Raw genomic sequence first — 14849 nt, 5'->3', positions numbered from 1 at the left:
TAATGAATATTGATTTATTTAAAAAAATTCAATCAGGTGGCCTGAGTTTTTCAAGTCCATCCATTGGGGTGGGTAATCAAGCTATTTCAGCGGTAAATCAAGCAGACAATGCATTAAGCCCATTGGAAAGTTTAGGCGTTGTTAATCCTGGCATTCTATCCAGTACGCGCCAGCTATTGAGTTCTACAAATGGCAGCTTACTCGGTAACGTGTCTCAAATAACAGCTATGTCAAATGACACATTACGGCTTTCATCTATGGCACAGCAAGCCAATAAACTTGACGCATTGACTAATCAAGTTCCGTCTAGCTGCTTTAACACGGAAGCATTATTTGCAACGGTTAATGGTGCGTGTGATGAGTTTTTCAATGCGATAGGGGATGCGGCAAATAGTATTATTGAAAAGGTTGCCGCTTATTTTTCTGGCTCAATGTCATCGTCTGCCTTAGAAAGTTTTTTGTCTGGTATTGCTGAAATATTTCAGTCTGCACTTAGCAGTATTGCTGATCGTTTTTCCGCAGAGCAAAGTTTCTTAACTGATATGAAAAATAAACTGATGGCGTCGTCATTGGCACAGTCTATTGAATCCCTATGGAACAATGATTGCACCAGAGCCGCTTTAGACATGACGTTGCCAGACAATATAAAGGCGCTTCTATGATAGGTATCGACCGGAAATCAGGACGTAAAATCGACGGTGTAGAGCAGCTTGTTAGCCGCATTATTCAAGTGATGACAACGCCACTCACCGGTCGAGCCAAACGCCCAAAGTTTGGTAGCAGAGTTCGCGAAACATTAGCTGTGAATATGTCAGATAGCATGCTGATACAGACTCAAAGTTTTGCGATTGAGGCTTTTTATAATCCAGCCAATGGGCTGAAGGATTTTATTCCGAGCCGTTGCGTGGCCAAACGGCATGACACAGGACTTCATTTATATTTTGAGGGCAAGTGGAATGGGCGTTCTATAAAGTTTGAGGTGCCAGTCAATGTTTCCGCATGAAAATCCATTACCTAAACCGGACATCATTACTACGCCAGTTTTTGAAACATTACTGGCAAATGTGAAAGCTGATGTATTGGCTTATCTTGAGCAGAACGCACCGCAAGATGTTAATGCAGTAAGAGAGACATTCAATAATGAAGCCGAGATTTTAACCAAGATAACGGAGGCTTTTGCCGTTATCTTGCAAAGCGTGACACGCCGCATGAATGCACAGGCATTACAAATGTTCGGCATGTATGCCACAGATACCGCCATGGTTGATTTGATAGCCAGTCAATTAGGCGTTACTCGCTTAACCTTATCATCTGGTGATGCAAACGCATTCCCGCCAGTAGCGCCGGTTATGGAGAGTAACGAGGCATTATTAACCCGTTACTATCTCGCAGCCTACGCATTAGCCAGCACAGGCACACGGTCTGGTTATCGTTTTCATGCCATGACATTGGGTGGCCGTCCTACTGTGCGCGTTGAAAGTCCGACAAATAATAAAGTCATCGTGACCTATGAGTTTGCCGAACATGAAGATGCAGGCAAGACAAAAGATGCTCAAGCAAGACAAGTCGCACCAGGCACAGTTGATTGCTACATCTTGTCCCATGAGGGTGACGGTATGCCTGATCAGCATTTAATTGATGTTTCGCAGGCGTATTTACAACGTGATGACATAGCGCAAGAGACCGATTTACTGACAGTAAAAACGCCGACGATCCCAAGATGGGAATGTGAAGCCGTTTTATATCTGCGTCCTGGTCCAGATAAAGAAATGGTTAAATTAGCGGCTGAAAAAGCCGCGAAGGAATACGCGCTACAGCAACACCGTTTGGGTGGCAGTATCGAACCTTCAATGCTTTATAGCGTGTTACTTCAATCAACTGGGGCTCACAGAGCTGACCTAAAAAAACCTGTTCAGCCTTTGCGCTGTTCTTACAGTGAGGCGCCGTATCTTGAGTCAATCAACATTACCGTCAGCACTGAAAACCTATAGTGTTCTGCCTGACAATAGAAGCCCGTTAGAGCGAAGTTTAGAGCTGGCATTAAGCGAACAGCTTTACGCAATTAAGCAGCCTTATCCTGAGTTATTAGACGCAGCTAAGGCACCGCTTAACATAGTTGCGTATTTAGCCAGTGAGCGGCAATTGCCAGTTTGGGACTCTGCTGACCCAGAACACATTCAACGTAATTTAGCGGGTAATGCTTGGCAAGTTAGGCGGTTGAGTGGGACTACAGCAGGGTTAAAGCTCGCGCTCGAATCACTGGATTTTCTCAGCGAAGTAAAGCCGTGGTATCAGCAAGTACCGCAAGCAGAACCCTATAATTTGTCGATCCTTGCATGGGAAAAAGGCAACAAGCCCGTCAATGTGAGTAATGTTCACAAGTTGTTGGCATACATAGATGACTGCAAGTCTGAGCGTGATGTGATAGAGCTTTCGCTGATGTTCGGTGTTGAGACTCAGCTTAGTCTTGCCGGAGCAGTTGCACCGCCAACGAACGTCAATGAGCAGCAGTCTAGTGCAGCTTTATGGCCCATGCCAGACGTAAGCATTCGCGTAGCCGTCGGTGGTGGCATTTCCCCAGGTATCAATATTCAGCCGTTAAATTTATTGGCGATTGCGCCAGTGATTAGTGGTTATGCCCAGATGGGTATTACTGCAGTGGCTGGTCACTATAGCATTTCAGTCTCTGCCGTTAGTGCGAGCGCAGTAACATAAGGTAATAAGATGGACGAACTTAAATTAGTTATTACTACCAAAGGGTTAAATGAGTGTATCAGCGCCAAATCCAAAGGGATTAAAGCTGAACTTCAATGGGTTTCGGTTGGTGACAGAGCCTATACACCGAATAAAGACCAGACAACGCTGCAGAATGAATTACAGCGCGTTGAATTTGGGGAATATAAAGACACCGGAGACTCGACTTTACGAGCGGCTGCCAAGTTCAGCGGTCCGCAAGAATACCCTATTCGTGAGATTGGCTTCTGGCTTGCCAGTGGCACCTTGTTTGGGGTTATTTCCGCGCCCAATACCACGCTGAACTACAAGCCTAAAAATGGCAATTGCATTCAGCCGTTAACGCTGAATTTGTCAGCACTGCCTAGCAATACGGTTACCGTCGTCGTGGGTACTGAAAACCTCAACATCTTAATTGACGAAGAATTTATCAAGATGGCCATCGCTCAAGTTGACACTATGCACCGGCAAATTAAACAAGAGTTTCGCCTGCTGGATTTGGAAAAAAAACTGGCATAAGGGGTTCTAATGGACGAGCAAGAATTGCCATTAGTGGCGGGTACAACCTTTGACTTCTCGGTGAAATGGGAAGCCGAAAGTGATGCTGGCGGTTTGCAGCCGGTTAACATCACAGGCTGCAGTATTTCGTTACAAGTGCGAAATGCCGCGAATGAATTGTTGCTTGATTGCAATAGTGTAGCTGGAGACATTACCTCGCCAGAACCTGCCAATGGTCAAATATTTGTGCATATAGCGCCCAGTAAAACAGTAGGCAAAACCCTCGATGCTTGGGCTGATGCGCGGTGGGAGTTGCGCGTTACATTTCCCAGTGGTGATGCTTATAGCCTGGTGCGTGGCTGGTCCACATTATCCGTCGGTGCTGTGCAATGAAAACACTAGAGCGGATAACATTGCGCCATACAGTGCGGCAAGTTGTGCGTGTCGATATGGGCGGTAATTTAGTTACGCTTAGGCACCTTAGCCAGCCCCGATTTAACGTGGTAACGATTGGTATGCAAGGTCCAGTTGGGACGGTAGCCGAAAGCGTACTGACCATGGCGCAGCAAGCTGTTCAAACCGCCAATTATGCGAGTGATAAGGCTAGCCAAGTTAGTCAGGATCAACTTGTGATGGTGAGCGGCATGAGTCAAACGATAGATCACTATATTGGCGCCATTGGCGCTCAGGAGTAACCATGGCAGAGCCACAAACGGCGATTGAAATAATGCTGAGTAAGTTAAGTCAATTGCTCGGCACCATTGACGGCAAGCTGCGTAACAAACTCAATAAGTCCGGTGGCACTATTGATTATCTTACTGTGACCAATCGCCTATCAGCCACCGCTGATTACGCGCATGCGCTAAAAGTGGCGAGGCTTTTTAGCCTGACTGGTGATGCTCGTGGCCAAGTGAGTTTTGACGGCAGTGGTGATGTTGAAATTACTGTCAACATAGCTGAGATGGCCAACAAGGCTGACAAGGGAGTTACTTACACAAAGGATGAAGTTAATCAGCTTATCCAGAACCTTATCGGTCTTGCGCCTGCTGAACTGGATACCATCTACGAGCTTGCCGCCGCATTGAAGGGCAATCAGGACAGCATTGGTACCATCATCACGATGCTGGCAGCCAAGGCCAATAGCGCCGATGTGTATGACAAAATCAGCGCTGATGCCCGTTACCTCTCCAAAGGAGCCAAGGCGGCTGATAGTGGCATGCTTGATGGTAAAAATGCGGGATTCTACGCCAAGCAAACAGGGCTAGATAGCACAAATCAGGAGTTATCTAGCCTGATAACCCAATTAACCGCCGCTTTTGATAACGGCACTAATTTAATTAACAGCGCATAAATGGAGCACCTATGAGTACGCAAGAAACAGCGGCGCTAATTGCCTCGGTCAATCAAATGACTGCAACAGTAGCTGGGAAGGTTGGACAGATTGATAGTAAAATTGATGAAATGGACACGCGCTTTGAAAGTGAACTCGCTAAGTTTTATTCTATTGGTAACTTTAAAAATCTAAGAAAAGTCATTCCGTGGATTGGTGACGCTTCACACTATAATTACGTTTTGCTGCACATGGAACCTAGTCCTGCAGAAAATGCTTTTGCTGATGCTCAATTTAATGGTAATGAGCGATTTGGCTTTGCACAATACGGTGAAATATTTTGCGCTCGAATTGTGTCTGGAACTGGAACTTTAACATTTGGCCGATTCTTATTTCACTCAGCTAGAGGGTATGGTGATGTTTCAGGGGCGAAAGTTGAAACGGCGTTTAATATTGGACTTCCTGCGCCTGTGATTGTGAAAAATTTCCCCCATGATGGGAAATTATTTAGAGCCATTCGGTTTGATCCAGTATCTCATTTATCTAATGGCCTAAGTATCAATGCCAGTTATCTTGGTGACTTCCGAGGTGTTGGAGGTGTTTCTAGCCACAACGTAGATGATAAATATTGGTTGAAAAGCATCGGGATTTTAGATTCGGAATCTCAGCCTGGAACTATTGTTGTTTAGGGGGAAATATGGATTTACTTGGTAAAGAACTACAAGAAAGTAAATGGCGTGAAGTTCGTCGTCAGCGTGACATTTTAATTTCACAAACAGACCACACGCAAATGCTAGACAGTCCGTTATCTGATAGAAAAAAAGCGGAGTTCACTGCATATCGCCAAGCATTGCGTGACTTGCCAGCATCTACTGACAACCCAGACGAAATTGTCTGGCCAGTAAAACCCGAATAACTAACCGCCTAAAGGCGGTTTTTTTATACCTCAACTCCGGCACTTTGCTGGAGTTTGTATTTATGGAGGCCGTATGGCTAATCCGATTAAACCTAAAGTTGGGCTGCTTAAGCATAGAGTGCTTAAAGCCTATCAGTGCCCTAATACTAAAAAGTGGCATGCAATTGATGCCGAAGTCGAACTTTTGCCAAGTGAGGCGCAGTTCTTAATTCTGTCAGGTCATTTAGACCAGGGTGAAGTAGTTGCCTCTGACAAAGCAAAAAAAGGAGTTAACTAATGCCTGAAATTGCCTCTTTTGTGCATAACGGTATCAGCATTGAACGTCATGCCGCCCCGCCACCAATGGGGCCTTTGGGTAGCGTTGTTTTAGGTTTAGTGGGAACCGCGCCAGATGCTGATCCATTGTTACCTAAAAACAGTCCTATTCGTGTCACCTACGGTGATGTCGGTAAACTAGATTTAGCCGGTACCGAAACTGGTACGTTGTGGCGCAGCTGCTATGAAATTCTTCGTTTAGTCTCTGTACCTATCTATGTTGTTATTGTTGAAGCTGGTGCAGATGCTGCGGCAGCTACTAACAACGTAATTGGTAAGAAAGATGCCATTACAGGGCAACGCACAGGTATTGAGGCTTTGGCTGACAGTCAAGAGAAGCCTACGCACATTGCAGCACCAGGCTTTAATACTAAACCGGTTGCTGATGCGCTTGCGGCAATGGGTAAGCGTTTATTTGCGATCCCAGTTGGTGACGGCCCAAATACCAGTGATAGCGCCGCTGTAGCCTATTCTGACAGCCTAGGTGGAGAAGGAACGGGCTACGAGTCTTTCTACTTAGTCGATCCTCAAGTTGCGGTCTACAGCCAAGCAGCTAAAGGGAACGTGTACTTTTCAGCGGCGGCAATTGCATTATCGTGTTTTGCCCGAGTGAAAGCGTGGGAAAGTCCTGCAAAGGGTGGTATGGGTGCGCTAATCCAAGGCACTGCGCGTGTTATTGATTACAACATCATGGACAAATCAACAAATGGTGATTTGTTGAACCGTAACGGCATTTCTTATTTTGCCAGAACGTCAATGGGTGGTTTCTCACTGATTGGCAACCGTTGCGTAATGGGGCGCTTTGTTTCTCAGGTCGGTCTTGAATATGCCATTGTGCGTAAACTGGCTGCAACCGCGCAACGTGCTATGGGGCGTAATCTCAGCAAGAGCTTTATGGAGCAAGAGATCACTAAGCTCAACTATTGGCTGAAGACGCTGCAGGCGGACGAAACCATTATGGGTGCTCAAGTGTATTTGCATCCAACATTGAATAATGTTGATACCTATCGTAATGGTGAATGGCATATTGCGATTAAGTACCACGGCTTTGCACCAAACGAGCACATGGTTTACCACTTAATAGAGGATACCGGCATTGTCGAATCCTTCTTAGAAGGAGTTCTGTAATGTCAGGACAACGCTCACGTATTACCCGAGCAGGGATGATTAATGGTCAGCCCCTCGTAAAAGAGTTGGATGAGTTCACTCCACCCGAAATTAAGAAAACCATGCAAGATACGCGTGGCGGCACATTTATTCCTGGTCAGATCATGGTTGGCTTAGAAAAAATGAGCGCTAAGTTCAAGGTCAAGGGTGCGAACCAAGAGTTGCTTTCTGCGTTTGGTTTGTCGGCAGGTGAAATGTGCCAAGTTGATGTTAAAGAATCACATCAAGACGAAGACGGTAACAAGTTTGCTATCGTTTACAGCCTTACCGGTGAAGTGATTAGTGTCACAGAGTCAGCTAGTAAAATGGGTGAACTGCCAGACCAAGATTTAGAAATGGCGATCAATGCATATAAGAAAACTGAAAGCGGTAAGATCATCTATGAGATTGATCGCAACGCGCAGATTTTGAATTTAGGCAATGGTGATTTGATGGTTGAACACCGCCGCAACATTGGTATGGCATAACACTTTTTAAGTGATGTGATAACAAGGCCCCTCTTTTGAGTGGGCCTTTTTTATTTGGGAGTAAGCAATGTTTGAACCTAAAGCACATGAGCTAGTTTGGCCTGTTAAAGATGACAAAGGTCAGGAATTATCGAACGTAAAAATTAATTTATTAACGATGGGCCAGCACCGCGAACTAAGCAAAATCCATAAAGGTAAAGACACAGATTTATTGCGCGGCTGTATTAGTGCAAGTACAGGGTTAAGCACTAAAGAACTTAAAAGCCTCGTTACGCCAGATTACAACACTATTCGAGATTTTGTTCTTGAGTTAATGCATGCCAGTGCGTCCACGTTAATTGCCGGTTTTGATTCGTCTGCAGATCCAGTTTTGCTTCACTCGTTCCAAGGTGACGATGGCCAAGATAAAACATCGTATGTTCTGCGCCCACCGACAGTAGCCACTACTGATTTGATGGACACTCACAAAGATGAATGGGAGCGCACTTTGTTTATTAGTGCGAGTTGTTCAGGATTTTCTCATGCAGAACTTGAACGCTTGAGTTTGCCGGATTGGAACTTATTGCAAGAGCGTTTAATTGATTTTTTGGAAGAATCGGCGGACTTCTTTCGCCAAAAGATGTTGAAGTCCTAACCGACGTGATCCCGCTGGTTTATCACGTTTCGCCAGCCGAGGTGTTGGGGTGGCGCATTGATGAAGCACTGCGCCGCTATCACTTGGCTGCGGCAAAATTAGGCATAAAGAAGGGGTAGGCCGTGGCGGATAATCAAACTAAAACGTCCATTATCTTATCTGCTGTAAACCAATTCAGTGGTCCCACTGATGATGCAACTAAGAGCGTTGGAAAGCTCAGAAGTGCAGCGGTTGAAACTAGCAATCAACTTAAGACTCTTGGTGACAAACAAAAGTTAGTTGAGCGATTTAAAAAAGTTTCAGCGTCTTTAGATGAAACGAGTTTAAAGCTAGCCGCTGCTAAAGAGCACACTAAACAGTTACAGAATGCAGAAGTTACCGGCGCAGCAGCGACTAAAAAGCATGCTGCAGAGCTTAAAGCGGCAGAACGGACAACCGCACAGCTAACAATAGCTTACGGCAAACAATCTCAAGAACTAGGCGGATTGCGTCGAGACTTAGGTGCTGCCGGCTTAAAAGTGAATGCACTTGGCGCAGAGGAGCTGCGTTTAGCAAAGCAGACTGCCCAGGCAAATAAAGCATTAGAAAAGCAAGCGAGTAATTTAAAGCAAGTCCAAACTTTGCAAGGTCGCATCGATGCGAGAAATGCTCAAAAGGGTGAGCTAGTCGGTGAAGCTATGGGCGTTGCGGCAATGGCAGCCCCCATGGTGATGGCAGGTAAGCGCTCTGTTGAATACGAAAGCAAGTTTGCCGATGTAAAGAAAGTCGTCAACTTTTCAAGTGATAAGGAAGAAGCTGATTACCGCCGCCAGATGATGAAGATGGCTGGTACTTTAGGCGTAAAACAAGATGGCATTGCTGACATCGTTACCGCCGCAGGTCAATCAGGTATTGAAAAGGATCAATTACTACAGTTTGCCTCCGATGCTACCAAAATGAGTGTGGCTTGGGATGTTTCAGCAGAAGAAGCGGGTTCTACATTAGCGACCTGGCGTGCTGCAATGGGGCTTACCCAGAAAAACGCCTTAGACCTTGCAGATGCAACCAACTACCTCAGCAATAACATGAACGCTAAGGCTAAAGATATTGCCGCTGTGATGGTTCGCCAAGGCTCAACAGCCATGGGTGCCGGTTTTAATTACAACGACACTGCGGCGCTCTCAGCAAGTTTAATTGCAGGTGGTGCAACAGAAGAAACTGCATCTACAGCACTTAAAAACATATCTGGTGCGTTAACGGCTGGATATTCAGCAACAGGTGGCCAAAAGCAAGCGCTGTCTAAATTGGGTTTTGATCCAGAAGAACTTGCCACGGCCATGCAAGATGATGCTAAAGGGACTTTGCTAGGCGTTTTACGTGAACTGCAAGACGTATCAGCTGATGAACGTGGCGCAGTCATATCACAGCTTTTTGGCTCTGAAATCAAAGGTGCTGTATCTAAACTGGTCACCACTATGGATGATGATAAAAATGGTTTAGTTGCTGCTTTTGGTCGAGTAGCTAAAGAAGCTGACCGCGCCGGTAGCGTCAACGATGAGTTTACCAATCGCTCTAAAACGAGGGAGCATTTACTCTCGCAATTGGGCGCGAAGTTTGACCGTATGACGATCACGTTAGGTGATCGTCTTTTGCCAGTTCTCGATGCCGTTGTTCCGCCACTTATGACAGTGGTTGATGCCGTTTCTGATTTTGCAGAGGCCAACCCAAAACTAACCAGTGGATTGCTTGGCGTTGCTGCTGCTATTGCAGTAGTGAAAGCCGGCGCCATTGCATTCAAGTTAGCCAAACTGACCATGGGCAACGGCATGGACCGTTTGAAAATGGGCAGGCTTTCTAACTCCACGGATGCAACAACAGTTAGTGCTAATCGTGCATCAAAAGCCCTTGATAGATTAAATCGCAAGTTAGGCGGCTTAGGAGGCAGTGGTGCAGGCGGTTATGGTCGAGAAGGTAGAACGAGCCGCCGTGGTCGTGTTGCTCGCCCTAGGGGCCGTTTAGGTCGTTTGCGCTCAGGCGCCAGCCGTTTAGCAGGGACCGTTGGGGATTTTGCCAGTGGATTAATGCCCGACTTTGCTATGGCAGGTTCTAACGATTCAGGCCCACGTCCAACAAAGCGTGGCCGTTTTGGTGGTCGCGCCGGCCGCATGGCAGGGCTACTTGGTGGTGGTGCTGCGTTGTCTATGATGTCTGGTTCTGCAGCAGCAGGGGACTTGGCAATGGCTGGGGCGGATATTGCCGGTGCGGCTGGCAGCGTTATGGATATGATTCCAGCCGGTGGCAGCGCGTTGCTCAAAGGTGCGGGTAAATTGTTCAAACCAGCAGACATATTGCTTCAAGGTGCCGGATTAGCTTCTGCTGTTTCTGGCGGTGACTCAAAACAAATAGGCGGCACTGCAGGTGACATGGTTGGTGGGTTAGGTGGTGCAGCAGCTGGCGCAATGGCGGGAGCAGCATTGGGATCAGTTGTTCCTATTATTGGCACTGCTGTGGGTGGCTTAATTGGTTCAATCGTAGGAGGTTTTGGCGGCGGTGCTGTGGGTGAGTGGGCCGGCACTAAAATTGGCGGTTGGTTCAGTGAAGATAAGACTGACAAGCCACCGCCAACAGCTATTGCACAACAGACCAAGCAGCTCGAGCAAGTTAATCGCAACATAACCTTTTCCCCTGTCATTCAGATCACACCTTCTGGCAATCCAGGCTATGACCAAAATGTTGGCAATGATCTTATGGCCAGAATGAAAGCAGAGCTTAGTCCTATGTTGCTAGGTAATAACGATGTAGCGACCAGGGCAGATAGCAGCTTATCTGATAGGAGTGATTCATGAGGCAAATGCTGGCATTAGGTGGTTTTGTGTTTTCGCTAAGCAAGGGAACGCCTTACGAGGGACTGCAGCGCACCAGTGATGGCGGTTGGGTAACAGTCCCTCGTTATGGTCAGAAACCTATCAGCCAAAATACGGGGCAAGCGTTAGAAAATATCAGCGTGAACGGAACCTGGTTCCGTGGTGATGGTATGGATAACATGGATAAATTGCGATCATTACAAGCTAGGCGCGTGCCTTTGGTTTTGACTGACGGTTATGGCCGCAACTTAGGGCTGTGGACTATTAAGCGGTTACAAGAAAAGCAAGACAAGATTATTGATGACGGTACCGCATTTGTAGTCGGGTTTTCTATTGAGTTGGAGGAATACGCCGGTGAATACAATACGCAGTCGTGATGGTGATTCAGTTGCGCTAATTTTGTGGCAGCAAATGCAAAGGGATGATGATGAAGCCGAAGAAGCACTTTATCGGCTTAATCCTGGTCTTGAGCAATACGGTCCTATTTTACCTGCGGGCATCGATATCACATTGCCAGAGTTAACAGATAAGGCGCCAGCCAAGGTGGTAAACGTATGGGATTAGGTTTTATTCCTCAAGTCAAAGTGAGTGGCCCAGGAGCGGCAATTATTAATAGCCGGCTAATATCATGGGAACGAGTAGATGCCTCGGGTATTCAATCAGATCAAATTACATTAACAGTGGATACGGCTGGACAGACTGGACTCCCGAAAGAGGGTGCCACGCTGCAGTGGTTTGAGGGTTACGACGGTAATTTAGTTGATAAAGGGGCCTATAAGATAACTCGTATTAGGCCAAAATTATACCCGCCGAGCATGACCATTATTGCTACTGCAGCGCCGTTTCAAATTGAAGATAAGACGAGGTTTAAGGAACGTCGAACCCGCTCATTTGAAAACATCACGCTTGCCGAGTTGTTTAGGCAAGTTGTTAGTGCTCATGGGTTTAGCCCAAGAGTAGCAACCGAGTTTGAAAGCGTTACCCTGGCACACATTGACCAAATAGACGAAACAGATAGCGCTTTTTTAACTCGTTTAGCTAAAGAGCGAGATGCAGTGGCCAAACCGGTGAATGATCTCTATGTTCTGGCTAAGCGTGGGCAAGTTAAAACCATCACTGGCCAGACAATACCGCCTATTGTGATAGGCGTTCCTGGTAATAACGATCCTGCAGATACGGGACAATTTATTAACTGTGAATTGGACAAACCTAGCCGGCAAAACTGCAGTGGAGTTAAAGCAAAATGGACCGATAGCACAACAGGGAAAGAGCATGAAGTGTTCGATGGCCAAGAGCCATTTAAGAAGCTCAGACAAGCCTACGAAAGCGCAGACATAGCTCAACAAGCCTGCCGCGCTGAGTTAGTCAAAGTTAACCGTCAGGGCTCTAGCGTCCGATTGGATTTGCCAGGTGATCCTTACTTGGTGGCCGAAGGGATTATGACGCTTAATGATTCGTTCCCTGCCGAAATGGCTGGCGCGTGGTCTATTGATAAAGTCACCGCTAGAGGTGACAGTAAAGGCGGTTACCGATGTTCGGTAATGGCTACACAACCTTCCAAATAAAAAAGGCCACATAAAGTGGCCTAGATACACATTATACACAGTCCAAACAGCTATATATAACTATGGGGCCTTTTTATCTAGAGTTTCCTTACCAAGTTTAGTTCGCTTCTACGCAATAGGGCTTTCGCTCCAAATCCAGTCAGCTAGCTCATTGATCTTACTATCCCATGCGTGTAAACCGCTGGTGTCGTCACTGTCGGCGCTTTCTTCCGCCCCAAACAGTTGACGTATAGCCTTTAGCTTGCCAATGGCTTCTTCAGCTAATGCTCTTTGCATAGCTATGCGCGCCTTCTGTTTCATCATATTCCCCTTATTATTCAATTATTAATAATTCATCTTATAAACTTAAGCCAGTTAGTGCAGCGAACCATAGTGATAATTTCTATCTCTGCCGTTTCAGGCTTCTTTAAAATAAGCATTCCAATCTCCTTGCCTCATTCACCAGTTGGCCGATAGTCTGGAAGTAATCTACCATGAAAACCCATTGATCATTGAACACGCCTATTTCCTCGCCGGTGTTTGCATGCTTTATGTTGAAGACAATTTCAGGTGCATTTGGATCGGGTTTCAGTTCAGTGACTTCGACCATTCCACCATTCCATCCGCCCATAGGAAGGGTAATAAGCTGCTTCCCTAACAAGAGTTCTCCAAATGTGTCTATCAGTGTTTGTGCTTGCATTTGGCCTCCTATGCTGCAAATTTTAAGAGTGAAGCTTGAACATGACCTTTACAGTAGGTAATGGCATATTGGCGTAGGAGAGCCAAGTAATAGGGGTTATTGCGATTTTCGAGCAGATTTAATCTTCTTACAGTGTTATATTCATCAACAGACATAATCATATCCTTAGTCGGGTTTTATTGTGTTGTGCGGGGGATAGGTTGCCGCCTTACCCCGCATTCATTTACTTCCTATCGTGCCAACTCCAAGTTTCATCTTCATCAAACTGATACTTACCCTTACCGTCTTCATATTTTTCAAACAAATCAAGCAGCGCTTCGGTAATAAGCATTCTCATCGTCACAGCTTTATCATCGTCTGTTCCGGTTGCCGTTCCCAGATTCTTCAGGGCCTTGTGAACGCGCTTATCGAGATCCACCCGCCCATTAGTAATTGGCCCATCTAAGTAATTTTCCTCACGCATAACTTCACGCATAGCAGCATCTTTACCTGCATGACCTGATTTTGAACCTGATTTTATTCCTAGCTTAGTCATTGATGAACTCTCTCAATTCTTTGGCTATTTGGCGCATTTCAAACGCTGCTGGATGGTCTTTATCCAGATCAACTACACTGCTGCCATCTTTAGCTGTTTCTGCATAAACCACACTTCTTGTTGTACCGGACTTGAACACTGGCAGCTCATAGGCCGCTAATGCATCTTTTACTTCATGGCTGAGTCTGGTGTTCTTAATCGACATGGTAACTAAGAATGCGGCTTTAGGGCGGCCATCGGTTACTTCCTGCCTCACCTTTATAATGTCAACGAGATCAGCACATGCCCAAATGTCATAGGGTGACGGTGTAGATGGGATAAGAACGACATCTGCAGCTTTAACAGCTGCGGCAGCCAGGTCTGCTACTTGAGGCGCTCCGTCTATAATTACCCAATCATATCCTCGAGCAACCTTTGGCAAGTCTCTAACCAAATTCTTGCCCATCTGAACTACAGGAAAGGTGTCTTCTTTGGTTTGTTCTGATGACCAGTCAGTAGCACTGCCTTGCGGATCTAAGTCGACCAGTAGAACTGAGTCTCCTTCAGAATACAGTTGGCATGCTAAGTTTGTGGCTGTGGTCGTTTTCCCTACACCACCCTTTTGATTTGCTATGGCTACAATCTTGGCCATATTGATTCTCCCTAGTCGGTTATGCCGTTTTGGCATTGACAATATAAGACAAAATAAACATTTGTACAAATGTTTATTTGTCAACAATTCCTATGAGGTAGCAACTGAAATGGCTACGTCCTTACTAAATCATATTAAGCTATTGTTTATAATGATATTTAATTGATTGTAAGTTTGAGTTCCAGAGAAAGGATTGCAAGTGTATCTGACGTGCACTGTGACGCTTCATAAGCGCAACTACGGTTTTAGTTCATCAAGTGCCTACACTGTGACGTTATTTTACTGGCGACGCATTGCTAGTGCATTTTGATGTGATTCAGGCTCTAGTTACCAATAACGATAAAAGTAACACAGCATGACAAACAAATCACCAACTGTACCAGAAACATAACTTTAAATAAAACAACTGAACCCGCAACCAATATCACTCAACTGTACCCGCATCCATCAATACAACTGTACCCGCTTCTAATCACATAACTGTACCCGCTTCCAAATTATAACTGTACCCGCGAATTACGTAATTCGCGGGTACA

General features: G+C 45.8%; 22 protein-coding genes. 18 read left to right on the top strand and 4 right to left on the bottom strand.

From position 1 onward, the window contains the following. The first annotated feature begins 2 nt into the window (after nt 1–2). The 18 genes from ACRN9H_RS17860 (at nt 3) to ACRN9H_RS17775 (ending at nt 12468) form a co-directional block, all read left to right on the top strand. Entirely contained in the window at nt 3–662 is a 660-nt protein-coding gene (locus tag ACRN9H_RS17860; protein WP_432315501.1) for a DUF7217 family protein, read from the top strand. Continuing rightward, nucleotides 659–1003, top strand: coding sequence for a phage baseplate protein (locus tag ACRN9H_RS17855; protein ID WP_432315499.1), 345 nt, complete (start codon nt 659–661; stop codon nt 1001–1003). The genes ACRN9H_RS17860 and ACRN9H_RS17855 overlap by 4 nt, the downstream gene beginning before the upstream one ends. Beyond that, nucleotides 990–1991, top strand: coding sequence for a baseplate J/gp47 family protein (locus ACRN9H_RS17850; RefSeq protein WP_432315497.1), 1002 nt, complete (start codon nt 990–992; stop codon nt 1989–1991). Before ACRN9H_RS17855 ends, ACRN9H_RS17850 begins: the two co-directional genes overlap by 14 nt. Continuing rightward, nucleotides 1951–2715: a phage tail protein I gene (locus tag ACRN9H_RS17845; RefSeq protein ID WP_432315495.1), complete on the top strand. Its 765-nt coding sequence runs from the start codon at nt 1951–1953 to the stop codon at nt 2713–2715. The genes ACRN9H_RS17850 and ACRN9H_RS17845 overlap by 41 nt, the downstream gene beginning before the upstream one ends. Nucleotides 2716–2724: 9 nt before the next feature. Beyond that, the gene (locus ACRN9H_RS17840) at nt 2725–3252 is read left to right on the top strand and encodes a phage tail protein (RefSeq protein ID WP_432315493.1); all 528 of its coding nucleotides are present in this window, start codon (nt 2725–2727) and stop codon (nt 3250–3252) included. Between the two features lie 9 nt (nt 3253–3261). Then, entirely contained in the window at nt 3262–3624 is a 363-nt protein-coding gene (locus tag ACRN9H_RS17835; protein WP_432315491.1) for a hypothetical protein, read from the top strand. Beyond that, nucleotides 3621–3926, top strand: a complete 306-nt coding sequence (locus ACRN9H_RS17830; protein WP_432315489.1) for a hypothetical protein — start codon at nt 3621–3623, stop codon at nt 3924–3926. The genes ACRN9H_RS17835 and ACRN9H_RS17830 overlap by 4 nt, the downstream gene beginning before the upstream one ends. Nucleotides 3927–3928: 2 nt before the next feature. Then, nucleotides 3929–4582: a hypothetical protein gene (locus ACRN9H_RS17825; RefSeq protein ID WP_432315487.1), complete on the top strand. Its 654-nt coding sequence runs from the start codon at nt 3929–3931 to the stop codon at nt 4580–4582. Nucleotides 4583–4593: 11 nt separating this feature from the next. Further along, a complete protein-coding gene (locus tag ACRN9H_RS17820; protein WP_432315485.1) occupies nt 4594–5250 on the top strand; it encodes a hypothetical protein in 657 nt (218 codons plus the stop codon). Between the two features lie 8 nt (nt 5251–5258). After that, on the top strand, nt 5259–5477 hold the full coding sequence (locus tag ACRN9H_RS17815) for a tail fiber assembly protein (RefSeq protein ID WP_432315483.1): 219 nt from the start codon (nt 5259–5261) through the stop codon (nt 5475–5477). Between the two features lie 73 nt (nt 5478–5550). Then, nucleotides 5551–5754 carry a hypothetical protein gene (locus ACRN9H_RS17810; RefSeq protein WP_432315481.1) on the top strand — a complete coding sequence of 68 codons (204 nt, stop codon included), beginning with the start codon at nt 5551–5553 and terminating at the stop codon, nt 5752–5754. Then, entirely contained in the window at nt 5754–6920 is a 1167-nt protein-coding gene (locus ACRN9H_RS17805; RefSeq protein WP_432315479.1) for a phage tail protein, read from the top strand. Before ACRN9H_RS17810 ends, ACRN9H_RS17805 begins: the two co-directional genes overlap by 1 nt. Further along, nucleotides 6920–7426, top strand: a complete 507-nt coding sequence (locus tag ACRN9H_RS17800) for a phage major tail tube protein (protein ID WP_432315477.1) — start codon at nt 6920–6922, stop codon at nt 7424–7426. Before ACRN9H_RS17805 ends, ACRN9H_RS17800 begins: the two co-directional genes overlap by 1 nt. 67 nt (nt 7427–7493) lie before the next feature. Next, entirely contained in the window at nt 7494–8060 is a 567-nt protein-coding gene (locus tag ACRN9H_RS17795) for a phage tail assembly protein (protein WP_432315475.1), read from the top strand. Nucleotides 8061–8182: 122 nt separating this feature from the next. After that, complete coding sequence (locus tag ACRN9H_RS17790; protein WP_432315473.1) at nt 8183–10885, top strand: phage tail tape measure protein; 2703 nt, start codon at nt 8183–8185, stop codon at nt 10883–10885. Next, nucleotides 10882–11280, top strand: coding sequence for a phage tail protein (locus ACRN9H_RS17785; RefSeq protein ID WP_432315471.1), 399 nt, complete (start codon nt 10882–10884; stop codon nt 11278–11280). Before ACRN9H_RS17790 ends, ACRN9H_RS17785 begins: the two co-directional genes overlap by 4 nt. Beyond that, nucleotides 11258–11467: a tail protein X gene (locus ACRN9H_RS17780; RefSeq protein WP_432315469.1), complete on the top strand. Its 210-nt coding sequence runs from the start codon at nt 11258–11260 to the stop codon at nt 11465–11467. The genes ACRN9H_RS17785 and ACRN9H_RS17780 overlap by 23 nt, the downstream gene beginning before the upstream one ends. Next, nucleotides 11458–12468: a hypothetical protein gene (locus ACRN9H_RS17775; RefSeq protein WP_432315467.1), complete on the top strand. Its 1011-nt coding sequence runs from the start codon at nt 11458–11460 to the stop codon at nt 12466–12468. The genes ACRN9H_RS17780 and ACRN9H_RS17775 overlap by 10 nt, the downstream gene beginning before the upstream one ends. Nucleotides 12469–12576: 108 nt before the next feature. Here the strand turns inward: ACRN9H_RS17775 and ACRN9H_RS17770 are convergent, their stop codons facing one another. From ACRN9H_RS17770 to parA, 4 genes are all read right to left on the bottom strand, one after another. Further along, nucleotides 12577–12768, bottom strand: a complete 192-nt coding sequence (locus ACRN9H_RS17770) for a hypothetical protein (RefSeq protein ID WP_432315465.1) — start codon at nt 12766–12768, stop codon at nt 12577–12579. 106 nt (nt 12769–12874) lie between these two features. Further along, entirely contained in the window at nt 12875–13147 is a 273-nt protein-coding gene (locus ACRN9H_RS17765) for a hypothetical protein (RefSeq protein WP_432315463.1), read from the bottom strand. Nucleotides 13148–13370: 223 nt separating this feature from the next. Further along, nucleotides 13371–13682 (bottom strand): hypothetical protein, encoded by a 312-nt coding sequence (locus ACRN9H_RS17760; RefSeq protein WP_432315461.1) that lies wholly within the window; start codon nt 13680–13682, stop codon nt 13371–13373. Further along, nucleotides 13675–14313, bottom strand: coding sequence for a ParA family partition ATPase (gene parA, locus ACRN9H_RS17755; protein ID WP_432315459.1), 639 nt, complete (start codon nt 14311–14313; stop codon nt 13675–13677). The genes ACRN9H_RS17760 and parA overlap by 8 nt, the downstream gene beginning before the upstream one ends. Between the last annotated feature and the right edge of the window lie 536 nt (nt 14314–14849).

The sequence above is a fragment of the Shewanella sp. MF08487 genome (genome assembly GCF_050848685.1).
Classification (GTDB): Bacteria; Pseudomonadota; Gammaproteobacteria; order Enterobacterales; family Shewanellaceae; genus Shewanella; species Shewanella glacialipiscicola.
Note: the sequence above shows the minus strand (reverse complement) of the source record. Positions and strands in the feature narration are given on the sequence as shown.

What these genes read in the sequence shown, in the direction of transcription:
- ACRN9H_RS17795 (WP_432315475.1), top strand. Translation starts at nt 7,494, where the DNA reads ATGTTTGAACCTAAAGCACATGAGCTAGTTTGGCCTGTTAAAGATGAC.
- ACRN9H_RS17855 (WP_432315499.1), top strand. Translation starts at nt 659, where the DNA reads ATGATAGGTATCGACCGGAAATCAGGACGTAAAATCGACGGTGTAGAG.
- ACRN9H_RS17830 (WP_432315489.1), top strand. Translation starts at nt 3,621, where the DNA reads ATGAAAACACTAGAGCGGATAACATTGCGCCATACAGTGCGGCAAGTT.
- ACRN9H_RS17760 (WP_432315461.1), bottom strand. Translation starts at nt 13,682, where the DNA reads ATGACTAAGCTAGGAATAAAATCAGGTTCAAAATCAGGTCATGCAGGT.
- ACRN9H_RS17770 (WP_432315465.1), bottom strand. Translation starts at nt 12,768, where the DNA reads ATGAAACAGAAGGCGCGCATAGCTATGCAAAGAGCATTAGCTGAAGAA.
- ACRN9H_RS17785 (WP_432315471.1), top strand. Translation starts at nt 10,882, where the DNA reads ATGAGGCAAATGCTGGCATTAGGTGGTTTTGTGTTTTCGCTAAGCAAG.
- ACRN9H_RS17765 (WP_432315463.1), bottom strand. Translation starts at nt 13,147, where the DNA reads ATGCAAGCACAAACACTGATAGACACATTTGGAGAACTCTTGTTAGGG.
- ACRN9H_RS17815 (WP_432315483.1), top strand. Translation starts at nt 5,259, where the DNA reads ATGGATTTACTTGGTAAAGAACTACAAGAAAGTAAATGGCGTGAAGTT.
- ACRN9H_RS17810 (WP_432315481.1), top strand. Translation starts at nt 5,551, where the DNA reads ATGGCTAATCCGATTAAACCTAAAGTTGGGCTGCTTAAGCATAGAGTG.
- ACRN9H_RS17850 (WP_432315497.1), top strand. Translation starts at nt 990, where the DNA reads ATGTTTCCGCATGAAAATCCATTACCTAAACCGGACATCATTACTACG.
- ACRN9H_RS17835 (WP_432315491.1), top strand. Translation starts at nt 3,262, where the DNA reads ATGGACGAGCAAGAATTGCCATTAGTGGCGGGTACAACCTTTGACTTC.
- ACRN9H_RS17860 (WP_432315501.1), top strand. Translation starts at nt 3, where the DNA reads ATGAATATTGATTTATTTAAAAAAATTCAATCAGGTGGCCTGAGTTTT.
- ACRN9H_RS17805 (WP_432315479.1), top strand. Translation starts at nt 5,754, where the DNA reads ATGCCTGAAATTGCCTCTTTTGTGCATAACGGTATCAGCATTGAACGT.
- ACRN9H_RS17840 (WP_432315493.1), top strand. Translation starts at nt 2,725, where the DNA reads ATGGACGAACTTAAATTAGTTATTACTACCAAAGGGTTAAATGAGTGT.
- ACRN9H_RS17820 (WP_432315485.1), top strand. Translation starts at nt 4,594, where the DNA reads ATGAGTACGCAAGAAACAGCGGCGCTAATTGCCTCGGTCAATCAAATG.
- parA (WP_432315459.1), bottom strand. Translation starts at nt 14,313, where the DNA reads ATGGCCAAGATTGTAGCCATAGCAAATCAAAAGGGTGGTGTAGGGAAA.
- ACRN9H_RS17775 (WP_432315467.1), top strand. Translation starts at nt 11,458, where the DNA reads ATGGGATTAGGTTTTATTCCTCAAGTCAAAGTGAGTGGCCCAGGAGCG.
- ACRN9H_RS17800 (WP_432315477.1), top strand. Translation starts at nt 6,920, where the DNA reads ATGTCAGGACAACGCTCACGTATTACCCGAGCAGGGATGATTAATGGT.
- ACRN9H_RS17825 (WP_432315487.1), top strand. Translation starts at nt 3,929, where the DNA reads ATGGCAGAGCCACAAACGGCGATTGAAATAATGCTGAGTAAGTTAAGT.